Below are 12,948 nucleotides of genomic sequence, written 5' to 3' on the forward strand. Positions count from 1 at the left end.
ATGGGGCGAGTCCGCCTCGCAATAAAGGGCGAATGCCCTTCCCGGATCAGACTGCTGACAGCAGGTTGGCAGCAGGCCTTGGGATCACGGCAGGCCTTGAGATCCCGGATCTCGCGATTAGGCCGCCGGCGACGGTCCCTCATCGTCCCCGGCTGCCTGATGCGGCTCGAGGATGTCGAGATGGATGCCGCCGCAATCGGTGCAGCGCATGGCCCAATACTCGCTTCCGGCACGGCCGCCGATCACGCGGAGCACGGCGAGATCGCCGTCGCATTCCGGGCAGCTGGACAACACATTGCGGGTGTAAATCCTCGGCCGCGGCGTGTCTTCGAATTCGATGACTGACATGATCGATTGCCCCCTTTGACCCTGCGCCGTTCCTTGGTCGCCTGCAGTCCCGCTCGCTTATTCGTCGTCGCTGTCGTCGGCCCGCCGGCGGAAGCGATCGATGTGATGCTTGGCATGGGCAATCGCGGCATCGGGATCGGGCCAGGCGAAGCCGACTTCCATGGCCGGAAACAGCACGCCGTCGATGGCAACCGGGCTGAAATCGGCACGCCTGATACGGGCGTGCCACAGCCCCTGGCCAGCTTCGAAGGATTCGATGTCAAAGCCGTCGTAGAGGGTCGTCATTGCAGTCCCCAAAATGTTTTGTTCGAGCGCCTTGTTGGAGGGTCAGGGGACCACGTTTGCGGATTTCAGAATGTGAAGCCGTTCACAAGCGGCGGGCTTTTTTGTCTGCGGACCAATGAATTCGGTTCCGCAAACCCGGTGCGCTCCCTCTCCCGCTTGCGGCGAGGGTTGGGGCGGGGGTGTTTCCACAGAGAGATTCCCCAACGTGGAGGGAACCCTCACCCGGCGTTTCGCGCCGACCTCCCCCGCAAGCAAGCGGAGAGGTGCACCGCATTCCGGGCGCGCGGCTTCAGCAAACCTGTTCGTGTGGATGATCAGTTCCGCGGGCTGGTGCGGCCGGTCCGCCGGATGGGACGGGCGGCCGGTTCCGACGCCGCGCGCATGATCCAGCGGCGGAACGCGGCAAAGTCGCGCTGCTCGGTCTGGAAGCTGCGATAGAGCAAATACCAGCGCATGCCCTTGGGCACCGAGAGATCGAATGGCGCGACCAGCCGGCCGGCGGCGAGATCGTCATCGATATAGGGCCGGATGCCCATGGCGATGCCGAGCCCGTCGGCGGCAGCCTGAAGCGCTTGGCCGTAGAACTGGAACTCCGGACCCCGCGCGTTGATGCGCGCGAGGTTCGCGGCCTTGAGCCAGATCGGCCAGTCCTCGGGCGAATGCGCGACGCGGATCAGGCTCGGTCCCCTAAGATCGGCCGGGCGCTTCAGCGAGGACGCGAGGCGGGGCACGCAGACCGGTGTGAGGTCGCCGGCGAACAGCGGCTCGGCGACCAGCCCCGGCCAGTCGCCGGTCCCGAGCTGGATGCCGCAGCTCCAGTCCTCGCCGAACGGCACCGACGCGCCGCCGGTGGTGAAGCGCACCTCGATGTCGGGCTCCTCGTTGCGAAACTCCGACAGGCGCGGGATCAGCCAGCGCATCGCAAAGGTGTGGCCGATGCCGATGGTGAGCACGCGGACGCTCGAGGGCGCCGTCACCTGGGCGGTGAGGCTTGCGAGCGCGTCGAAGATCGGCGTCAGCCCGCTCTGATAGGCGCGGCCGGCCTGCGTGAGCAGCAGCTTGTTGGCCTTGCGCTCGAACAGCGCGACGCCGAGCCGCTCTTCCAGGATGTGCACCATGCGGCTGACTGCGGCCGCCGATACGCTCAGCTCGAGGCCGGCCGCGGCAAAGCTGCCGGCCCGCGCCGCGGCTTCGAATGCCTTGATGCCGTTGAGAAACAGCAAGCGCCGCAAATGACCGACCCTCAGGAAAGCTGATGCCAGGCCAAGATAACTCAGTTTGCGTAGACGGGGCAAGCGGGGCACGTTTCCCTTCGCTTCGCGCCGCGAGCGGGGAGAAGGCCAATCGGAGATTTTTGCGTGACGCCCATCATGATCGCTGCCCTTGGATTGCTGATGGTCGGCACCGCGTTCCTGTCGGGGCTGTTCGGGATGGCGGGCGGGCTGATCCTGATCGGCGTGCTGCTGGCTCTGATGCCGCTGCCGACAGCGATGGTGTTGCATGCGATCACGCAGATGGCCTCGAACGGCTGGCGCGCCTTTCTCTGGCGCGCGCATATCCGCTGGCGGCCGGTCGCGAACTATATGGTCGGCGCCGCCGTCGCGCTTGCGGCGTGGTCGCTCACGCGCTACGTGCCGGACAAGCCGGTCGCGCTGCTGCTGCTCGGAATCACCCCGTTCATGGCGCGGCTGCTGCCGTCGAACATCAAGCCGGATCCGGACCGTCTCTGGCAGGGCACCGTCTACGGCACGATCTGCATGGGTCTCATGCTGATGACCGGCGTATCGGGGCCGCTGCTCGACACTTTCTTCCTCGGCGGCGATTTCGGCCGGCGCGAGAAGGTGGCGACCAAGGCGATGTGCCAGCTCGTCAGCCATTTCACCAAGCTGATTTATTTCGGCAGCATCATCGACCAGGCGGCGACGCTCGATCCCGTGCTCGCCGGGGTCGCGATCGCGGCGTCCATGCTCGGCACCACGCTGGCGCGGCGCATCCTCGAAGCCATGACCGACCAGCAATTCGTGGCCTGGTCGATGAAGCTGATCACCACTATCGCCTGCTACTATATTGCCTATGGCGGCTGGCTGCTGGTCCGCACGCCCGTGCTGGCCGCCTTCGACAAGGGAGGTTTGCAATGAGCGAGACTGCCGACCCGCTGGTGCTGGACTTCGTCGAATGGGTTGCGCGTGAGCCCCGCGCCTATGCCGAGGTGATCGCGACCTGGAAGACCTCGTGCCCGCGCCTCACCATCTGGGAAGACGCCGCCGACCGCGGCTATGTCGCGCGCGAGACGCTGCCCGGAATGGGGCTGGTGATCGCGGTGACGGAGGACGGCGAGAGGCTGCTGCGCACGAACGGGCGCTAGCTCTCTCTACATCCGTCATTGCGAGCGCAAGCGAAGCAATCCAGAATGTTTCCGCGGCGGCAGTCCTGGATTGGGTCGCTTGGCGCGGCAAGACCGCATACCGGGGGACCCCCTTCATGTGGCGCACACAGGTCGCGACAGGCCGGCCCCCACCCCCACACAAACCTCTGGGTCGCGGGGGGGGGCGGCCGGTTTGGGGGCGCGGCCCCCCAACTGCCGCAATACCGGGAGACCACTTTCATGTCGCTCAAACTGTTCGAACTCGTCGGCACCGATCCCTCGCGACCGTTCAGCCCGTTCAAGCTGCTGGAAGCGGACGACCCGGTCTACGCCTGGCGCGAAAAGCTGCTGGATGGGTTTGATGGAATGGCTCGGAGATCGCCGGGGCACGCGGTGTAGTTGTCGCGAGCTGTCTCTCCTCAGCGTCGTCCTGGCGAAAGCCAGGACCCATACCGCGGAATCTGTCGATGGCGTTCGGTAGACGTTCCGAACGACGAGTCTTCGCCAAACAACTCCGTGGGGTAATGGGTCCTGGCTTTCGCCAGGACGACGCGGAGGATTACGTTGCCTCCGCCGCCTCGCGCAAGCACGCCCGGCACAAACAATCCTCGCCCTTGACCGGCATCGGCAGCCGCGCCGTTTCTTCCGCGCACCAACAGGTGCCCGACAGGTCGCAGCCGAATTCGGCGCCGCAGCGGGAGCAGGCGAGGCGGCGCGGTTCCTGCACTGGAATGTCTTGCGGATTTGTCATGATTTGCGCAAAAGCCGTGCTGTCATTTTCATGTCGGGTTCATCTCCCCCTGCGGTATATTACGCCTCGCGCACGTATCAGGAAAGCGGTTGGCAACGCGCGAAGGACACATCGATGGCCCGCGATTCCCAAGCCGCGCTCGTCGCGCTCAACCGTTTCGGCTTCGGCGCTCGCGGTGGCGCATCCGGCGATCTCATCAACGCCGCGTCCGATCCTCGCGGTTTTGTGAAGGCGGAACTGGCTCGTCCTATCGCTGTGCTGCTGGAGGCGCCGGGCCTGCAATCCACGCCGCAGCTCGGGCAGGCGGTGTTTGCCTATCAGGATCAGGTCAAGCAGGCGCGCGAGGCCGCCGCCAAAGCCGGCGCGCCGACCGAAGCGCCGCCGCAAGCGCCGGCAGATCAGAAACCCGGACTGCGCCGCAACCTCTCGCTGAACGTTGCGGCAACCGAGATCGCCGGCCAGATGGCCGAGGCCAAGCCTACTGACAACAAACCGACCGATAATAAGCCGGCGGACGATATGGCGAAGCCGGACACCATGCAGCCCAACGCGGCCGCGCCGGCTACCGCAAAACCCGCCCCGCAGCCGCTCAACGTGATCCAGAAGACCTTTCGCGCCGAGGCGTTGGCGCGGTTGCAGCGCGCGACCCTGGTCGAGTGCGGCTTCACCGAACGCCTGGTCGTGTTCTGGTCCAACCATTTCTGCATCTCCGCCGGCAAGGGCGAGCTGGCACGGATATGGGCCGGCGCGTTCGAGCGCGAGGCGATCAGGCCGCATGTGCTCGGGCGTTTCGCCGACATGCTGAAAGCGGTGGAGCAGCATCCGGCGATGCTGTTCTTCCTCGACAACCAGCAATCGCTCGGACCGGACTCGCGCGCGGGCCAGAACCGCAAGCGCGGGCTCAACGAAAATCTCGCGCGCGAGATCATGGAGCTGCATACGCTCGGCGTCGGCGGCGGCTACACGCAGGACGACGTCACCTCGCTCGCGCGCATCATCACCGGCTGGACCTTTGCCGGCCGGCAGGGACAGCTGGGAGCGCCCGGTTCGTTCGTGTTCAACGTCAATGCGCACCAGCCCGGGCCGCAAATGCTGCTCGGCAAGACCTACGAGCCGACCGGCCTTGCGCAAGGCGAAGCCGCACTCGCGGACATCGCACGCCATCCCTCGACCGCGAACTTCATCGCCACCAAAATCGTCCGCCACTTCGTCGCTGACGATCCGCCGCCGGCGCTGGTGGCGCGATTGCGTGATGTCTTCATCAAGACCGACGGGGATCTCAAGGCGCTCGCAACGGCACTGGTTGATTCCGACGAGGCGTGGAAGGCGCCGCTGACGAAGATGCGCAGCCCCTATGATTTCCTGGTCGCGAGCGGCCGGTTGCTCGCGCGCGTGCCGGAGGATCCCGGCGCCTACCTCAACAACCTCAATCTGCTGGGCCAGCCGCTGTGGTCGCCGGCCGGCCCGAATGGTTTCGCCGACACCAGCGCCGCGTGGGCTGCGCCGGAAGGCATCAAGCTCCGCCTCGACATCGCCGCGCAAATGGGCGCGCGGCTCGGGCCCAACATCGATCCGCTCGATTTGTTGGAATTTGCCGCCGCAGATGCGGCCTCGATCGAAACGCGGCGCACCATCGAACGGGCGGAGTCGCGGCAGCAGGCACTGGCGCTGCTGTTGATGTCGCCGGAAATGCAGAGGAGATGATGATGATCGACTGCGTCGAGAACCGGCTCCTCACCTCGCGCCGCGGCCTCCTGCTCGGCGGCGCCTCGTTCGCGGCCTGGGCGTACTTGCCGAAATTCGCACGCGCGGCTGACGGCCGCGATCCCAGGCTGATCGTGGTGATCCTGCGCGGCGCGCTCGATGGTCTCTCGACCGTCGCGCCGGTCGGCGATCCCGATTATGCCGGCCTGCACGGGGCGATCGCGCTCACGGCGGACGGCGCCCATCCCGCCATCATGCTCGATGCTTTCTTCGCGCTGCATCCGTCGATGCCTGAGTTCGCACGCATGTATCGCGACAAGCATGCCGCGGTGATCCACGCGGTGGCGACGCCCTATCGCGACCGTTCGCATTTCGACGGCCAGGACGTGCTCGAAAGCGGCTATGCCGGCCCGGGTCGCGTGCAATCCGGCTGGCTCAACCGCGCGCTGGAGGCGCTGCCGCGCGGCGAGCGGGTGTCGAGTGCTCTTGCCGTCGGCCCGACCACGCCGCTGGTGCTGCGCGGCAATGCGCCGACCGTCGGCTGGGCGCCGGTGGCGCTGCCGCAAGCAGACGACGACACCGCGATGCGTCTGGTCGAGCTCTATCGTCACCGCGATCCCGCGCTGGCGGCCGTGCTGTCGCAGGGCCTTCAGTTGGAAAAGGCCGCGAGCGGCGACGACATGAAGCCGAAGCCGGGCAATGCGGTCGCGCAGATGCGCCAGGTCGCGCGTGGCGCCGCAAAACTGATGGCGTCGGACGACGGCCCGCGCATCGCGGCGCTCGCGTTCGATGGCTGGGATACGCACGCCAATGAAGGCGGGCCGGTCGGTCGCCTCGCATTTCTGCTCGGCGGGCTCGACGGCGCGCTCGCCGAATTCGAAAGCGGCTTAGGGGAACGCTGGCGCGACACCGTCGTGGTGGTCGCGACCGAATTCGGCCGCACCGCGCGCATCAACGGCACCGACGGCACCGATCACGGCACGGGAACGATCGCGCTGCTCGCCGGCGGCGCGGTGAAGGGCGGTCGTGTCGTCGCCGACTGGCCAGGTCTCAAGCCCGCCAATCTCTTCGAGGCCCGCGATCTCAAGCCCACCACCGATCTGCGCTCCGTGATCAAAGGCGTGCTGCAGGGCCAGTTCGGCCTGTCCGATCGCGTGCTGGCCGAGACGGTGTTTCCGGACAGTGCGGGAGCACGGCCGATGAAGGGGCTGGTTGCTTAAACTGCGATTCCGGGCCCGCGCCTTGCGGCGCGTCTCGGAATGACGACATGATCAGCCGAACATCAGGAGACCATCATCCATGTACATCGCCATGAACCGCTTCCGCGTCGCCAAGGGCTCCGAGGCCGCCTTCGAGCAGGTCTGGCTTTCGCGCGATACCCATTTGGACAAGGTGCCGGGTTTCGTCGAGTTTCATCTGCTGCGCGGCCCCGAGCTCGAGGACCACACGCTGTACGCCTCGCACACGGTGTGGGCGAACCATGCGGCGTTTGAGGCCTGGACCAAATCGGATGCTTTTCGTGCCGCGCATGCGCGGGCCGGCGATACCAAGCCGACCTATCTCGGCCATCCCCAGTTCGAGGGCTTCGAGGTGATGCAGACGGTGGGGCGCGGCGCCAAGTAGCGCGCCACGCCGTAACGATCAGCCCAGCGTGATCTTGTCGATCTCCGCCATCTCCTCCGGACTGAGCTTCCAGGCAATCGCCTTCACGTTCTCCTCGACCTGCTCGACGCGGGTGGCGCCGGCAATCACGCTCGACACTTGCGGGCGCGCGGCGAGCCAGGAGAAGGCGAGCTCGAGCATGCTGTGCCCGCGCGCTTTCGCGAATGCCGTGAGCTTCTCGACGATGTCCTCATTGCGCGGCGTGACATAGCGGTCACGCAACGCCGGTACCTTGCCGAAGCGCGTATCGGTCGGGGCGGCCGCGCCGCGCTGGTACTTGCCGGTGAGGAGCCCGCTTGCGAGCGGGAAGAACGGCAGGAGACCGAGCTTGTACTCTTGTGCGGCCGGCAGCAGGTCCTTCTCGATGTCGCGCACCAGCAGGCTGTATTCGTCCTGGCAGGAGACGAAGCGGCTGACATTCATCGCGCGCGCGGTGAATTCGGCCTCCGCCATGCGCCAGGCCGGAAAGTTGGAATTGCCGATGTAGCGCACCTTGCCCTGACGGACGAGATCGTCGAGCGCGCGCAGCGTCTCCTCCATCGGCGTCAGCGGGTCGTAATCGTGCTGCTGATAGAGATCGATGTAGTCGGTCTTGAGCCGCGTCAGGCTCGCCTCGACTGCGTTCATGATGTAGCGGCGCGAAGCGCCCTGCTTGGTTCCGTCGGTCGCCATCGGCTTGGAAAATTTGGTGGCGAGCACGATCTCCTTGCGGCGGTCGCCAAGCACGGTGCCGAGCACCGTTTCCGAACCGCCCATGCCGGCATAGATGTCGGCGGTGTCGAACAGCGTGATGCCGAGATCGAGCGCGCGATGGATCACCTTGCGCGAGGTCTCCAAATCCGTGCGCTGGCCGAAATTGTTGCAGCCGAGCCCGACCGCAGACACGCGCAGGCCGGAGGCGCCGAGATTACGAATTTCCATGGGAGATCCCTGTCGGAGATGGGCAGGGGCTTATTGTGACTGCGGTACGCCGCCGCAGCAAGCCGCGCGCCGCGTTGCTGCCATGCTGACAAGGAACTGCGGACAACGACTGCCGACAAAAAAATGCGGCCCCTGTCAGACGCGGCGACTGACGGGGACCGCTTTGGGGCGCTTGATCGGTGACGGGGGGCTGACCAGACGCAGCTGCAGCCTAGTCCCGCTATGTTACGCGCGGGTGACAGGCAGAGTTATCCACAGGCGTCGCGATCGCGAGGATCAGAAGATCTTGCGATAGACGATGAACCCGGAACGCTCGGCGACCTTGTCGTACAGGCGCTGCGCCGTGACGTTGGTCTCGTGCGTTTGCCAGTACACGCGCGGCGATCCCACGAGCTTTGCGCGCTCGTAGACGCCGTGGATCAGCGCCGAGCCGACACCCTTGCCGCGTGCGGCCTCGGTCGTGAACAGGTCCTGCAAATAGCAGGACGGCTCGATCGCGGTGGTGCTGCGGTGAAACAGGTAATTCGTCATCCCGAGCAGGCGGCCGTCGCTCTCGGCGACCAATCCGTGCACCGGCTCATAGGCATCGAAAAAGCGCTGCCATGTCGCGCGCGTGATGTCGGGCGAGAGCGCGGTCGGACCGGAGCGGCCGTAGAAGGCGTTGTAGCCGTCCCACAACGGCAGCCATTGTTCGTAGTCCTGCCTCGTGACGGAGCGAATGGTGAGCGACATATGGATTCCCGCGATCGATGAGGTGTCCTTCATACGTGATGAGGGACGTGCTGATCAATCGCGCATCACTCCGCGACGCGCAGATACCGGATCAGCTTGCGGCCTGTGGGATCGCGCAGTGAGCGGTAGTAGTCGGCGCGGGACGGCGCATCGGTGTGGCGCACGAGGTCGGTCACGGGCGTGTAGCTCAGCATGCGCCCGCCATCGGGCAGCGCAGCACAGACGAAGCGCAACACCGCGCCATTGCGCAAGGCGATGTCGATCGGCGTGGCATCGCCGATCCGCACCATCTCCATGCGCTGTGCGATGAAAGTGCCGAGCTCGTCCTCGGGCAATTCGAACGCGCCGGTGTCGCGGCCATGATACATCAGCGCGATGAACGGCGGCTTGTCGTCGGCGATGTCGTCCGGCACCGCAAAATAATCGCGGAACGCGCGGTTGATGAATTCGGCGCGCGTCTCGGCATCGAGCAGCACGATGCCGATATCGACCTGGTCGAGCGCGGCCGACAGCCGCGCGGCGGTGGCGTGGCTCCGACGTTCGGCGGCAAACGTGCCGAGCAGCCGCTGGCGCATCAGGCCGGTGATGGCTGCGGTGCCCGCGGCCGTCGCGGCCAGGACGCCGAGCCGGATCATATCCGCGGTGGTAAGACCTGCAACGCCGTGTCGGCTGAGGAGCAGCAGTGCCGCGCCGATGACGGCGATGGCTGCGCTGGCGACGGCGGAAGCGGGACCCGAGAGCGCGCCGGCGAGCGCCACGATGCAGACGAGCAGCGGCGCGGGCGAGGGAGTGGGGACGAAGCGATCGAAAAACATCGCCAGCAGCAAAGTCGCTGCCGTCAGCGCCGGACCGGAGATCGCACGCCATCCCAACCGCATGGGCCTGTCTAGCTCCTCCCTGAACGCGGTAAGGCGGCAACACTGACTGATTATCGCGCCAGTGCGATGCGGTTTCGCGCGGTGTGCTTAAGGTGCGCTTTGATTCATGCGCAAAGCTTTCGGATGATTTTAGACCAAGTGCGCGTGCTTGAGACGTTGTTGCAGCGCGGGCGCATTCAGCGTCGACGTCCCCTGGCCCTTGCGCGTGCCGACGAAGATCAACAGCGACGCCGCGACCAGGATGGCCGCGGTCAGGGTGATTGCAACGATGACCACAGGTGATTTCATCGAAATCCTGTCGCGATGCCGGTCGGCGCGGGCGACGCTTCGCCTTGAAGGCGTGTCCAGGATGAAGCGGGAATCAGACCGGCAGGCCCATCGCCATGGTCGCCTTGGTCGACAGCACCGTCAGGGTGACGATCAGGCACAGCGAGAGCGCGGCGACGGCGAGCGAGGCCGCGACCGCGTTGGTCAGCCGGGAAGACGAAACGGTTGCGGGTTGGCCTTGAAAGCCCGCCGTGCCGGACGCCCGAATCATGGTCTAAATCCTTCAACGCGCGAGCGAATCACCCGCGACATCGAACAATTTCACTGTTGCAATCGGCAATATTGCGGCGGCCAATCGGGTGAAAATGGCGAGATTGCGGCAATGGCGACCCTTATGCCCGCTATTCGCCAGAGCGCGATCGCCCCTCAGGCGCCGGCGGCGATGCTGGCGGGGTCCTCGATGTCGGCCGGCCGCCAGTCCATCGCGACGAAGCCGGGGGCGGCTTCCACGCGCTTCAGCCAGTCCCGGATCGCCGGGAAGGTCGAGAGGTCGAAGTCGCAGCGGTCGGCGAGGTGGGTATAGCCGTACAGCGCGATGTCGGCGACCGTGAGCTGGCGGGCGGCGAAATAGGCGTTGGTCTTGAGGTGATTCTCCATCACCTGGAGCGCGCCATAGCCGCGCTCCATCCAGTCCTCCAGCGAATGAGTCTGGAGGTCGCGGCCGCCCCTCACCAGCGACAGCCAGAAATAGGCCGCGCCGATGTTCGGCTCCAGCGCGTGCTGCTCGAAGAACATCCATTGCAGCGCGTCGGCGCGATCGATGCGGTTCTCCGGCGCGAGCGGCGTGCCGACGGCGACATACCAGAGAATGGCGTTGGACTCGGCGAGATAGCGATCGTCGCCGACCTCGAGCAGCGGCACCTGACCGGATGGGTTCTTGGCCAGGAAGTCCGGGGTGCGGCTCTCGCCGCGCAGAATGTCCACCTCGACCGCTTCGTAAGGCAAGTTCAGCAGCGCCAGCGCAAGGCGGACCTTGTAGCTGTTGCCCGAGCGCTGCATCGAATAGAGCTTGTACATTCTAGGGATGATTCCGGAAGACGGGAGGGCGCGGCGCTTGTTGCCCCGCAACGCGGCTAAACAATGATGCCGATGCGAATCCGCCGCAAGACCCGGCCAATAGAAAAACTCGAAAACCCTACCGCATTGCAATGCGGCGGAAGATCATTTCCGTGCGACCATCCAACTCAGTTCACGCTTGCGTCAATGCGGCCGCATTGCTCGGCGCATTTGTGTGAGAGGGTTGAAGGTCGTGATCGCCTCGGCCGCTGGTCTCTCAAGCGCCGGACTGCCGTCAGCTTTATGGGCGTCTTGAAGCGCGCAAAATTGCTCCGAGGACACGCCTTGTCGGATATGTGGGATTTGCCCGGCAAAGTTGCGGAAAATTGCGGAAAGTCACGCCTTTATGCGCGCCAGACACGTAAACTTTTGCGGGATCGGACCGAAGTTTCTTGCGGCGCAACGGCACTCGTTTTAGGGTGGCTCATTCCCACAATCGGAGTCGTGAAGCCAAAGGGTTCACGACGCTTGTCAGGAGATGACGATGTCCTTCCTTGCCGCTGCGCTCGACCGTGTGAAGCCGTCCGCGACCATCGCGGTCACGGATAAAGCACGTGCGCTGAAAGCGGCGGGCCGCAACGTCATCGGCTTAGGTGCCGGCGAGCCCGACTTCGACACGCCCGCGAACATCAAGCTGGCCGCGATCCACGCCATCGAAGCCGGCAAGACCAAGTACACCGCGGTCGATGGCATTCCCGAGTTGAAGGAAGCCATCATCGCCAAGTTTCAGCGCGAGAACGGCGTCGTCTACAAGGCGAACCAGATCATCGTCGGCACCGGCGGCAAGCAGGTGCTTTACAACGCGCTGATGGCAACCATCAATCCGGGCGACGAGGTGATCATCCCCGCACCGTACTGGGTCAGCTATCCCGAGATGGTGGCGCTCGCCGGCGGCGAGCCGGTGCCGGTGGTCTGCACCGCCGCGACCGGCTTCAAGCTCCAGGCCGAGGCGCTCGAGCGCGCGATCACGCCGAAGACCAAATGGGTGATCCTGTGCTCGCCGTCGAATCCGACGGGAGCTGCCTACACCAGGACCGAGCTGAAGGCGCTCACCGACGTGCTGGTGAAGCATCCCCACGTCTGGGTCATGACCGACGACATGTACGAGCATCTGGTCTATGACGACTTCCAGTTCACCACGGTCGCGCAGGTCGAGCCGAAACTCTACGACCGCACGCTCACCGTGAACGGCGTGTCGAAGGCCTATTGCATGACCGGCTGGCGCATCGGCTATGCCGGCGGTCCGGCGCAGCTGATCAAGGCGATGTCGACGATCCAGTCGCAGTCGACCTCGAACCCGTCGTCCATTGCGCAATGGGCCGCGGTCGAGGCGCTGAACGGTCCGCAGGACTTCATCCCGGCCAACAACAAGGTCTTCAAGGAGCGTCGCGACCTCGTCGTCTCCATGCTCAACCAGGCCAAGGGCATCGAATGCCCGCGGCCCGAGGGCGCCTTCTACGTCTATCCGTCCTGCGCCGGCACCATCGGCAAGACCGCGCCGTCGGGCAAGGTGATCGACAATGACGAGACGTTCGTGACCGAACTGCTGGAGACCGAAGGTGTCGCCGTGGTGCAGGGCTCGGCGTTCGGCCTCGGCCCCGCGTTCCGTATCTCCTACGCGACCAAGACCTCCGACCTCGAAGACGCCTGCAAGCGCATCCAGCGCTTCTGCGGCAATCTGCGGTAAGGCTGTCGTGACAGTGCAAATTGGAAAGGCCCGCTTCGCGCGGGCCTTTTTTATGCGTGCTTCGATGAGTGAAGTTGGATGGACTATTGCTTGGGCCGATGCTGTGCCGGGGCCCCCCCCCCCCGCGGGGGGGGGGGGGGCCGGCGGGCCCCCCCCCCCCCCACCCCACCCCACACACCGGCGGGGGGGGGGGGGTGGGGGGGAGCGGGCGGGGGGAGGAGGGTGGGGGGCG

General features: G+C 65.6%; 16 protein-coding genes and 1 pseudogene. 7 read left to right on the forward strand and 10 right to left on the reverse strand.

The features are described 5' to 3' along the window. Positions 1–117: 117 nt before the first annotated feature. From AC0L3K_RS23745 to AC0L3K_RS23755, 3 genes are all read right to left on the reverse strand, one after another. Positions 118–348, reverse strand: a complete 231-nt coding sequence (locus tag AC0L3K_RS23745) for a hypothetical protein (RefSeq protein ID WP_007596779.1) — start codon at positions 346–348, stop codon at positions 118–120. Between the two features lie 57 nt (positions 349–405). Further along, positions 406–633: a hypothetical protein gene (locus AC0L3K_RS23750; RefSeq protein ID WP_007596778.1), complete on the reverse strand. Its 228-nt coding sequence runs from the start codon at positions 631–633 to the stop codon at positions 406–408. Positions 634–947: 314 nt separating this feature from the next. Then, complete coding sequence (locus AC0L3K_RS23755) at positions 948–1,865, reverse strand: LysR substrate-binding domain-containing protein (protein ID WP_354128950.1); 918 nt, start codon at positions 1,863–1,865, stop codon at positions 948–950. Positions 1,866–1,991: 126 nt separating this feature from the next. Between AC0L3K_RS23755 and AC0L3K_RS23760 the strand changes: the two genes are divergently transcribed. The 3 genes and pseudogenes from AC0L3K_RS23760 to AC0L3K_RS23770 all read left to right on the forward strand — a co-directional run. Next, positions 1,992–2,771 (forward strand): sulfite exporter TauE/SafE family protein, encoded by a 780-nt coding sequence (locus AC0L3K_RS23760; RefSeq protein ID WP_007596772.1) that lies wholly within the window; start codon positions 1,992–1,994, stop codon positions 2,769–2,771. Continuing rightward, the gene (locus AC0L3K_RS23765) at positions 2,768–2,998 is read left to right on the forward strand and encodes a hypothetical protein (RefSeq protein ID WP_018453537.1); all 231 of its coding nucleotides are present in this window, start codon (positions 2,768–2,770) and stop codon (positions 2,996–2,998) included. The genes AC0L3K_RS23760 and AC0L3K_RS23765 overlap by 4 nt, the downstream gene beginning before the upstream one ends. 279 nt (positions 2,999–3,277) lie before the next feature. Continuing rightward, positions 3,278–3,397: pseudogene (locus tag AC0L3K_RS23770) on the forward strand (glutathione S-transferase family protein); the annotation flags it as partial. Positions 3,398–3,557: 160 nt separating this feature from the next. Here the strand turns inward: AC0L3K_RS23770 and AC0L3K_RS23775 are convergent. Next, positions 3,558–3,749 (reverse strand): cysteine-rich CWC family protein, encoded by a 192-nt coding sequence (locus AC0L3K_RS23775; RefSeq protein ID WP_007596767.1) that lies wholly within the window; start codon positions 3,747–3,749, stop codon positions 3,558–3,560. A gap of 114 nt (positions 3,750–3,863) precedes the next feature. On the opposite strand from AC0L3K_RS23775, the gene AC0L3K_RS23780 reads away from it, so the two are divergent. The 3 genes from AC0L3K_RS23780 (at position 3,864) to hmuQ (ending at position 7,076) form a co-directional block, all read left to right on the forward strand. Beyond that, positions 3,864–5,453, forward strand: coding sequence for a DUF1800 domain-containing protein (locus AC0L3K_RS23780; protein ID WP_473367007.1), 1,590 nt, complete (start codon positions 3,864–3,866; stop codon positions 5,451–5,453). Between the two features lie 2 nt (positions 5,454–5,455). Beyond that, positions 5,456–6,673 (forward strand): DUF1501 domain-containing protein, encoded by a 1,218-nt coding sequence (locus tag AC0L3K_RS23785; RefSeq protein ID WP_219683664.1) that lies wholly within the window; start codon positions 5,456–5,458, stop codon positions 6,671–6,673. 79 nt (positions 6,674–6,752) lie between these two features. Continuing rightward, positions 6,753–7,076, forward strand: coding sequence for a heme-degrading protein HmuQ (gene hmuQ / locus AC0L3K_RS23790; protein WP_007596764.1), 324 nt, complete (start codon positions 6,753–6,755; stop codon positions 7,074–7,076). An 18-nt stretch (positions 7,077–7,094) separates the two neighbouring features. On the opposite strand, the gene AC0L3K_RS23795 is transcribed toward hmuQ, so the two are convergent. The 6 genes from AC0L3K_RS23795 to AC0L3K_RS23820 form a co-directional block, all read right to left on the reverse strand. Then, a complete protein-coding gene (locus AC0L3K_RS23795; protein WP_007596763.1) occupies positions 7,095–8,036 on the reverse strand; it encodes an aldo/keto reductase in 942 nt (313 codons plus the stop codon). A 276-nt stretch (positions 8,037–8,312) separates the two neighbouring features. After that, entirely contained in the window at positions 8,313–8,768 is a 456-nt protein-coding gene (locus AC0L3K_RS23800; protein ID WP_007596758.1) for a GNAT family N-acetyltransferase, read from the reverse strand. A 65-nt stretch (positions 8,769–8,833) separates the two neighbouring features. After that, a complete protein-coding gene (locus tag AC0L3K_RS23805; protein ID WP_354169283.1) occupies positions 8,834–9,646 on the reverse strand; it encodes a PAS-domain containing protein in 813 nt (270 codons plus the stop codon). 129 nt (positions 9,647–9,775) lie between these two features. Continuing rightward, positions 9,776–9,934: a hypothetical protein gene (locus AC0L3K_RS23810; RefSeq protein WP_007596748.1), complete on the reverse strand. Its 159-nt coding sequence runs from the start codon at positions 9,932–9,934 to the stop codon at positions 9,776–9,778. Positions 9,935–10,007: 73 nt separating this feature from the next. Then, positions 10,008–10,184: a hypothetical protein gene (locus AC0L3K_RS23815; protein ID WP_007596747.1), complete on the reverse strand. Its 177-nt coding sequence runs from the start codon at positions 10,182–10,184 to the stop codon at positions 10,008–10,010. A 155-nt stretch (positions 10,185–10,339) separates the two neighbouring features. After that, on the reverse strand, positions 10,340–10,990 hold the full coding sequence (locus AC0L3K_RS23820; protein ID WP_007596746.1) for a glutathione S-transferase family protein: 651 nt from the start codon (positions 10,988–10,990) through the stop codon (positions 10,340–10,342). A gap of 523 nt (positions 10,991–11,513) precedes the next feature. Here AC0L3K_RS23820 and AC0L3K_RS23825 point away from each other — a divergent pair. Then, on the forward strand, positions 11,514–12,716 hold the full coding sequence (locus tag AC0L3K_RS23825; RefSeq protein WP_007596745.1) for a pyridoxal phosphate-dependent aminotransferase: 1,203 nt from the start codon (positions 11,514–11,516) through the stop codon (positions 12,714–12,716). Positions 12,717–12,948 lie beyond the last annotated feature (232 nt).

The sequence above is a fragment of the Bradyrhizobium sp. MI1.10 genome (assembly GCF_055811035.1).

Excerpts from the sequence above, each read along its gene's own strand:
- AC0L3K_RS23745 (WP_007596779.1), bottom strand. The coding sequence starts at position 348 with ATGTCAGTCATCGAATTCGAAGACACGCCGCGGCCGAGGATTTACACC.
- AC0L3K_RS23810 (WP_007596748.1), bottom strand. The coding sequence starts at position 9,934 with ATGAAATCACCTGTGGTCATCGTTGCAATCACCCTGACCGCGGCCATC.
- AC0L3K_RS23815 (WP_007596747.1), bottom strand. The coding sequence starts at position 10,184 with ATGATTCGGGCGTCCGGCACGGCGGGCTTTCAAGGCCAACCCGCAACC.
- AC0L3K_RS23750 (WP_007596778.1), bottom strand. The coding sequence starts at position 633 with ATGACGACCCTCTACGACGGCTTTGACATCGAATCCTTCGAAGCTGGC.
- AC0L3K_RS23765 (WP_018453537.1), top strand. The coding sequence starts at position 2,768 with ATGAGCGAGACTGCCGACCCGCTGGTGCTGGACTTCGTCGAATGGGTT.
- hmuQ (WP_007596764.1), top strand. The coding sequence starts at position 6,753 with ATGTACATCGCCATGAACCGCTTCCGCGTCGCCAAGGGCTCCGAGGCC.
- AC0L3K_RS23775 (WP_007596767.1), bottom strand. The coding sequence starts at position 3,749 with ATGACAAATCCGCAAGACATTCCAGTGCAGGAACCGCGCCGCCTCGCC.
- AC0L3K_RS23825 (WP_007596745.1), top strand. The coding sequence starts at position 11,514 with ATGTCCTTCCTTGCCGCTGCGCTCGACCGTGTGAAGCCGTCCGCGACC.
- AC0L3K_RS23800 (WP_007596758.1), bottom strand. The coding sequence starts at position 8,768 with ATGTCGCTCACCATTCGCTCCGTCACGAGGCAGGACTACGAACAATGG.
- AC0L3K_RS23820 (WP_007596746.1), bottom strand. The coding sequence starts at position 10,990 with ATGTACAAGCTCTATTCGATGCAGCGCTCGGGCAACAGCTACAAGGTC.
- AC0L3K_RS23805 (WP_354169283.1), bottom strand. The coding sequence starts at position 9,646 with ATGCGGTTGGGATGGCGTGCGATCTCCGGTCCGGCGCTGACGGCAGCG.
- AC0L3K_RS23795 (WP_007596763.1), bottom strand. The coding sequence starts at position 8,036 with ATGGAAATTCGTAATCTCGGCGCCTCCGGCCTGCGCGTGTCTGCGGTC.
- AC0L3K_RS23780 (WP_473367007.1), top strand. The coding sequence starts at position 3,864 with ATGGCCCGCGATTCCCAAGCCGCGCTCGTCGCGCTCAACCGTTTCGGC.
- AC0L3K_RS23785 (WP_219683664.1), top strand. The coding sequence starts at position 5,456 with ATGATCGACTGCGTCGAGAACCGGCTCCTCACCTCGCGCCGCGGCCTC.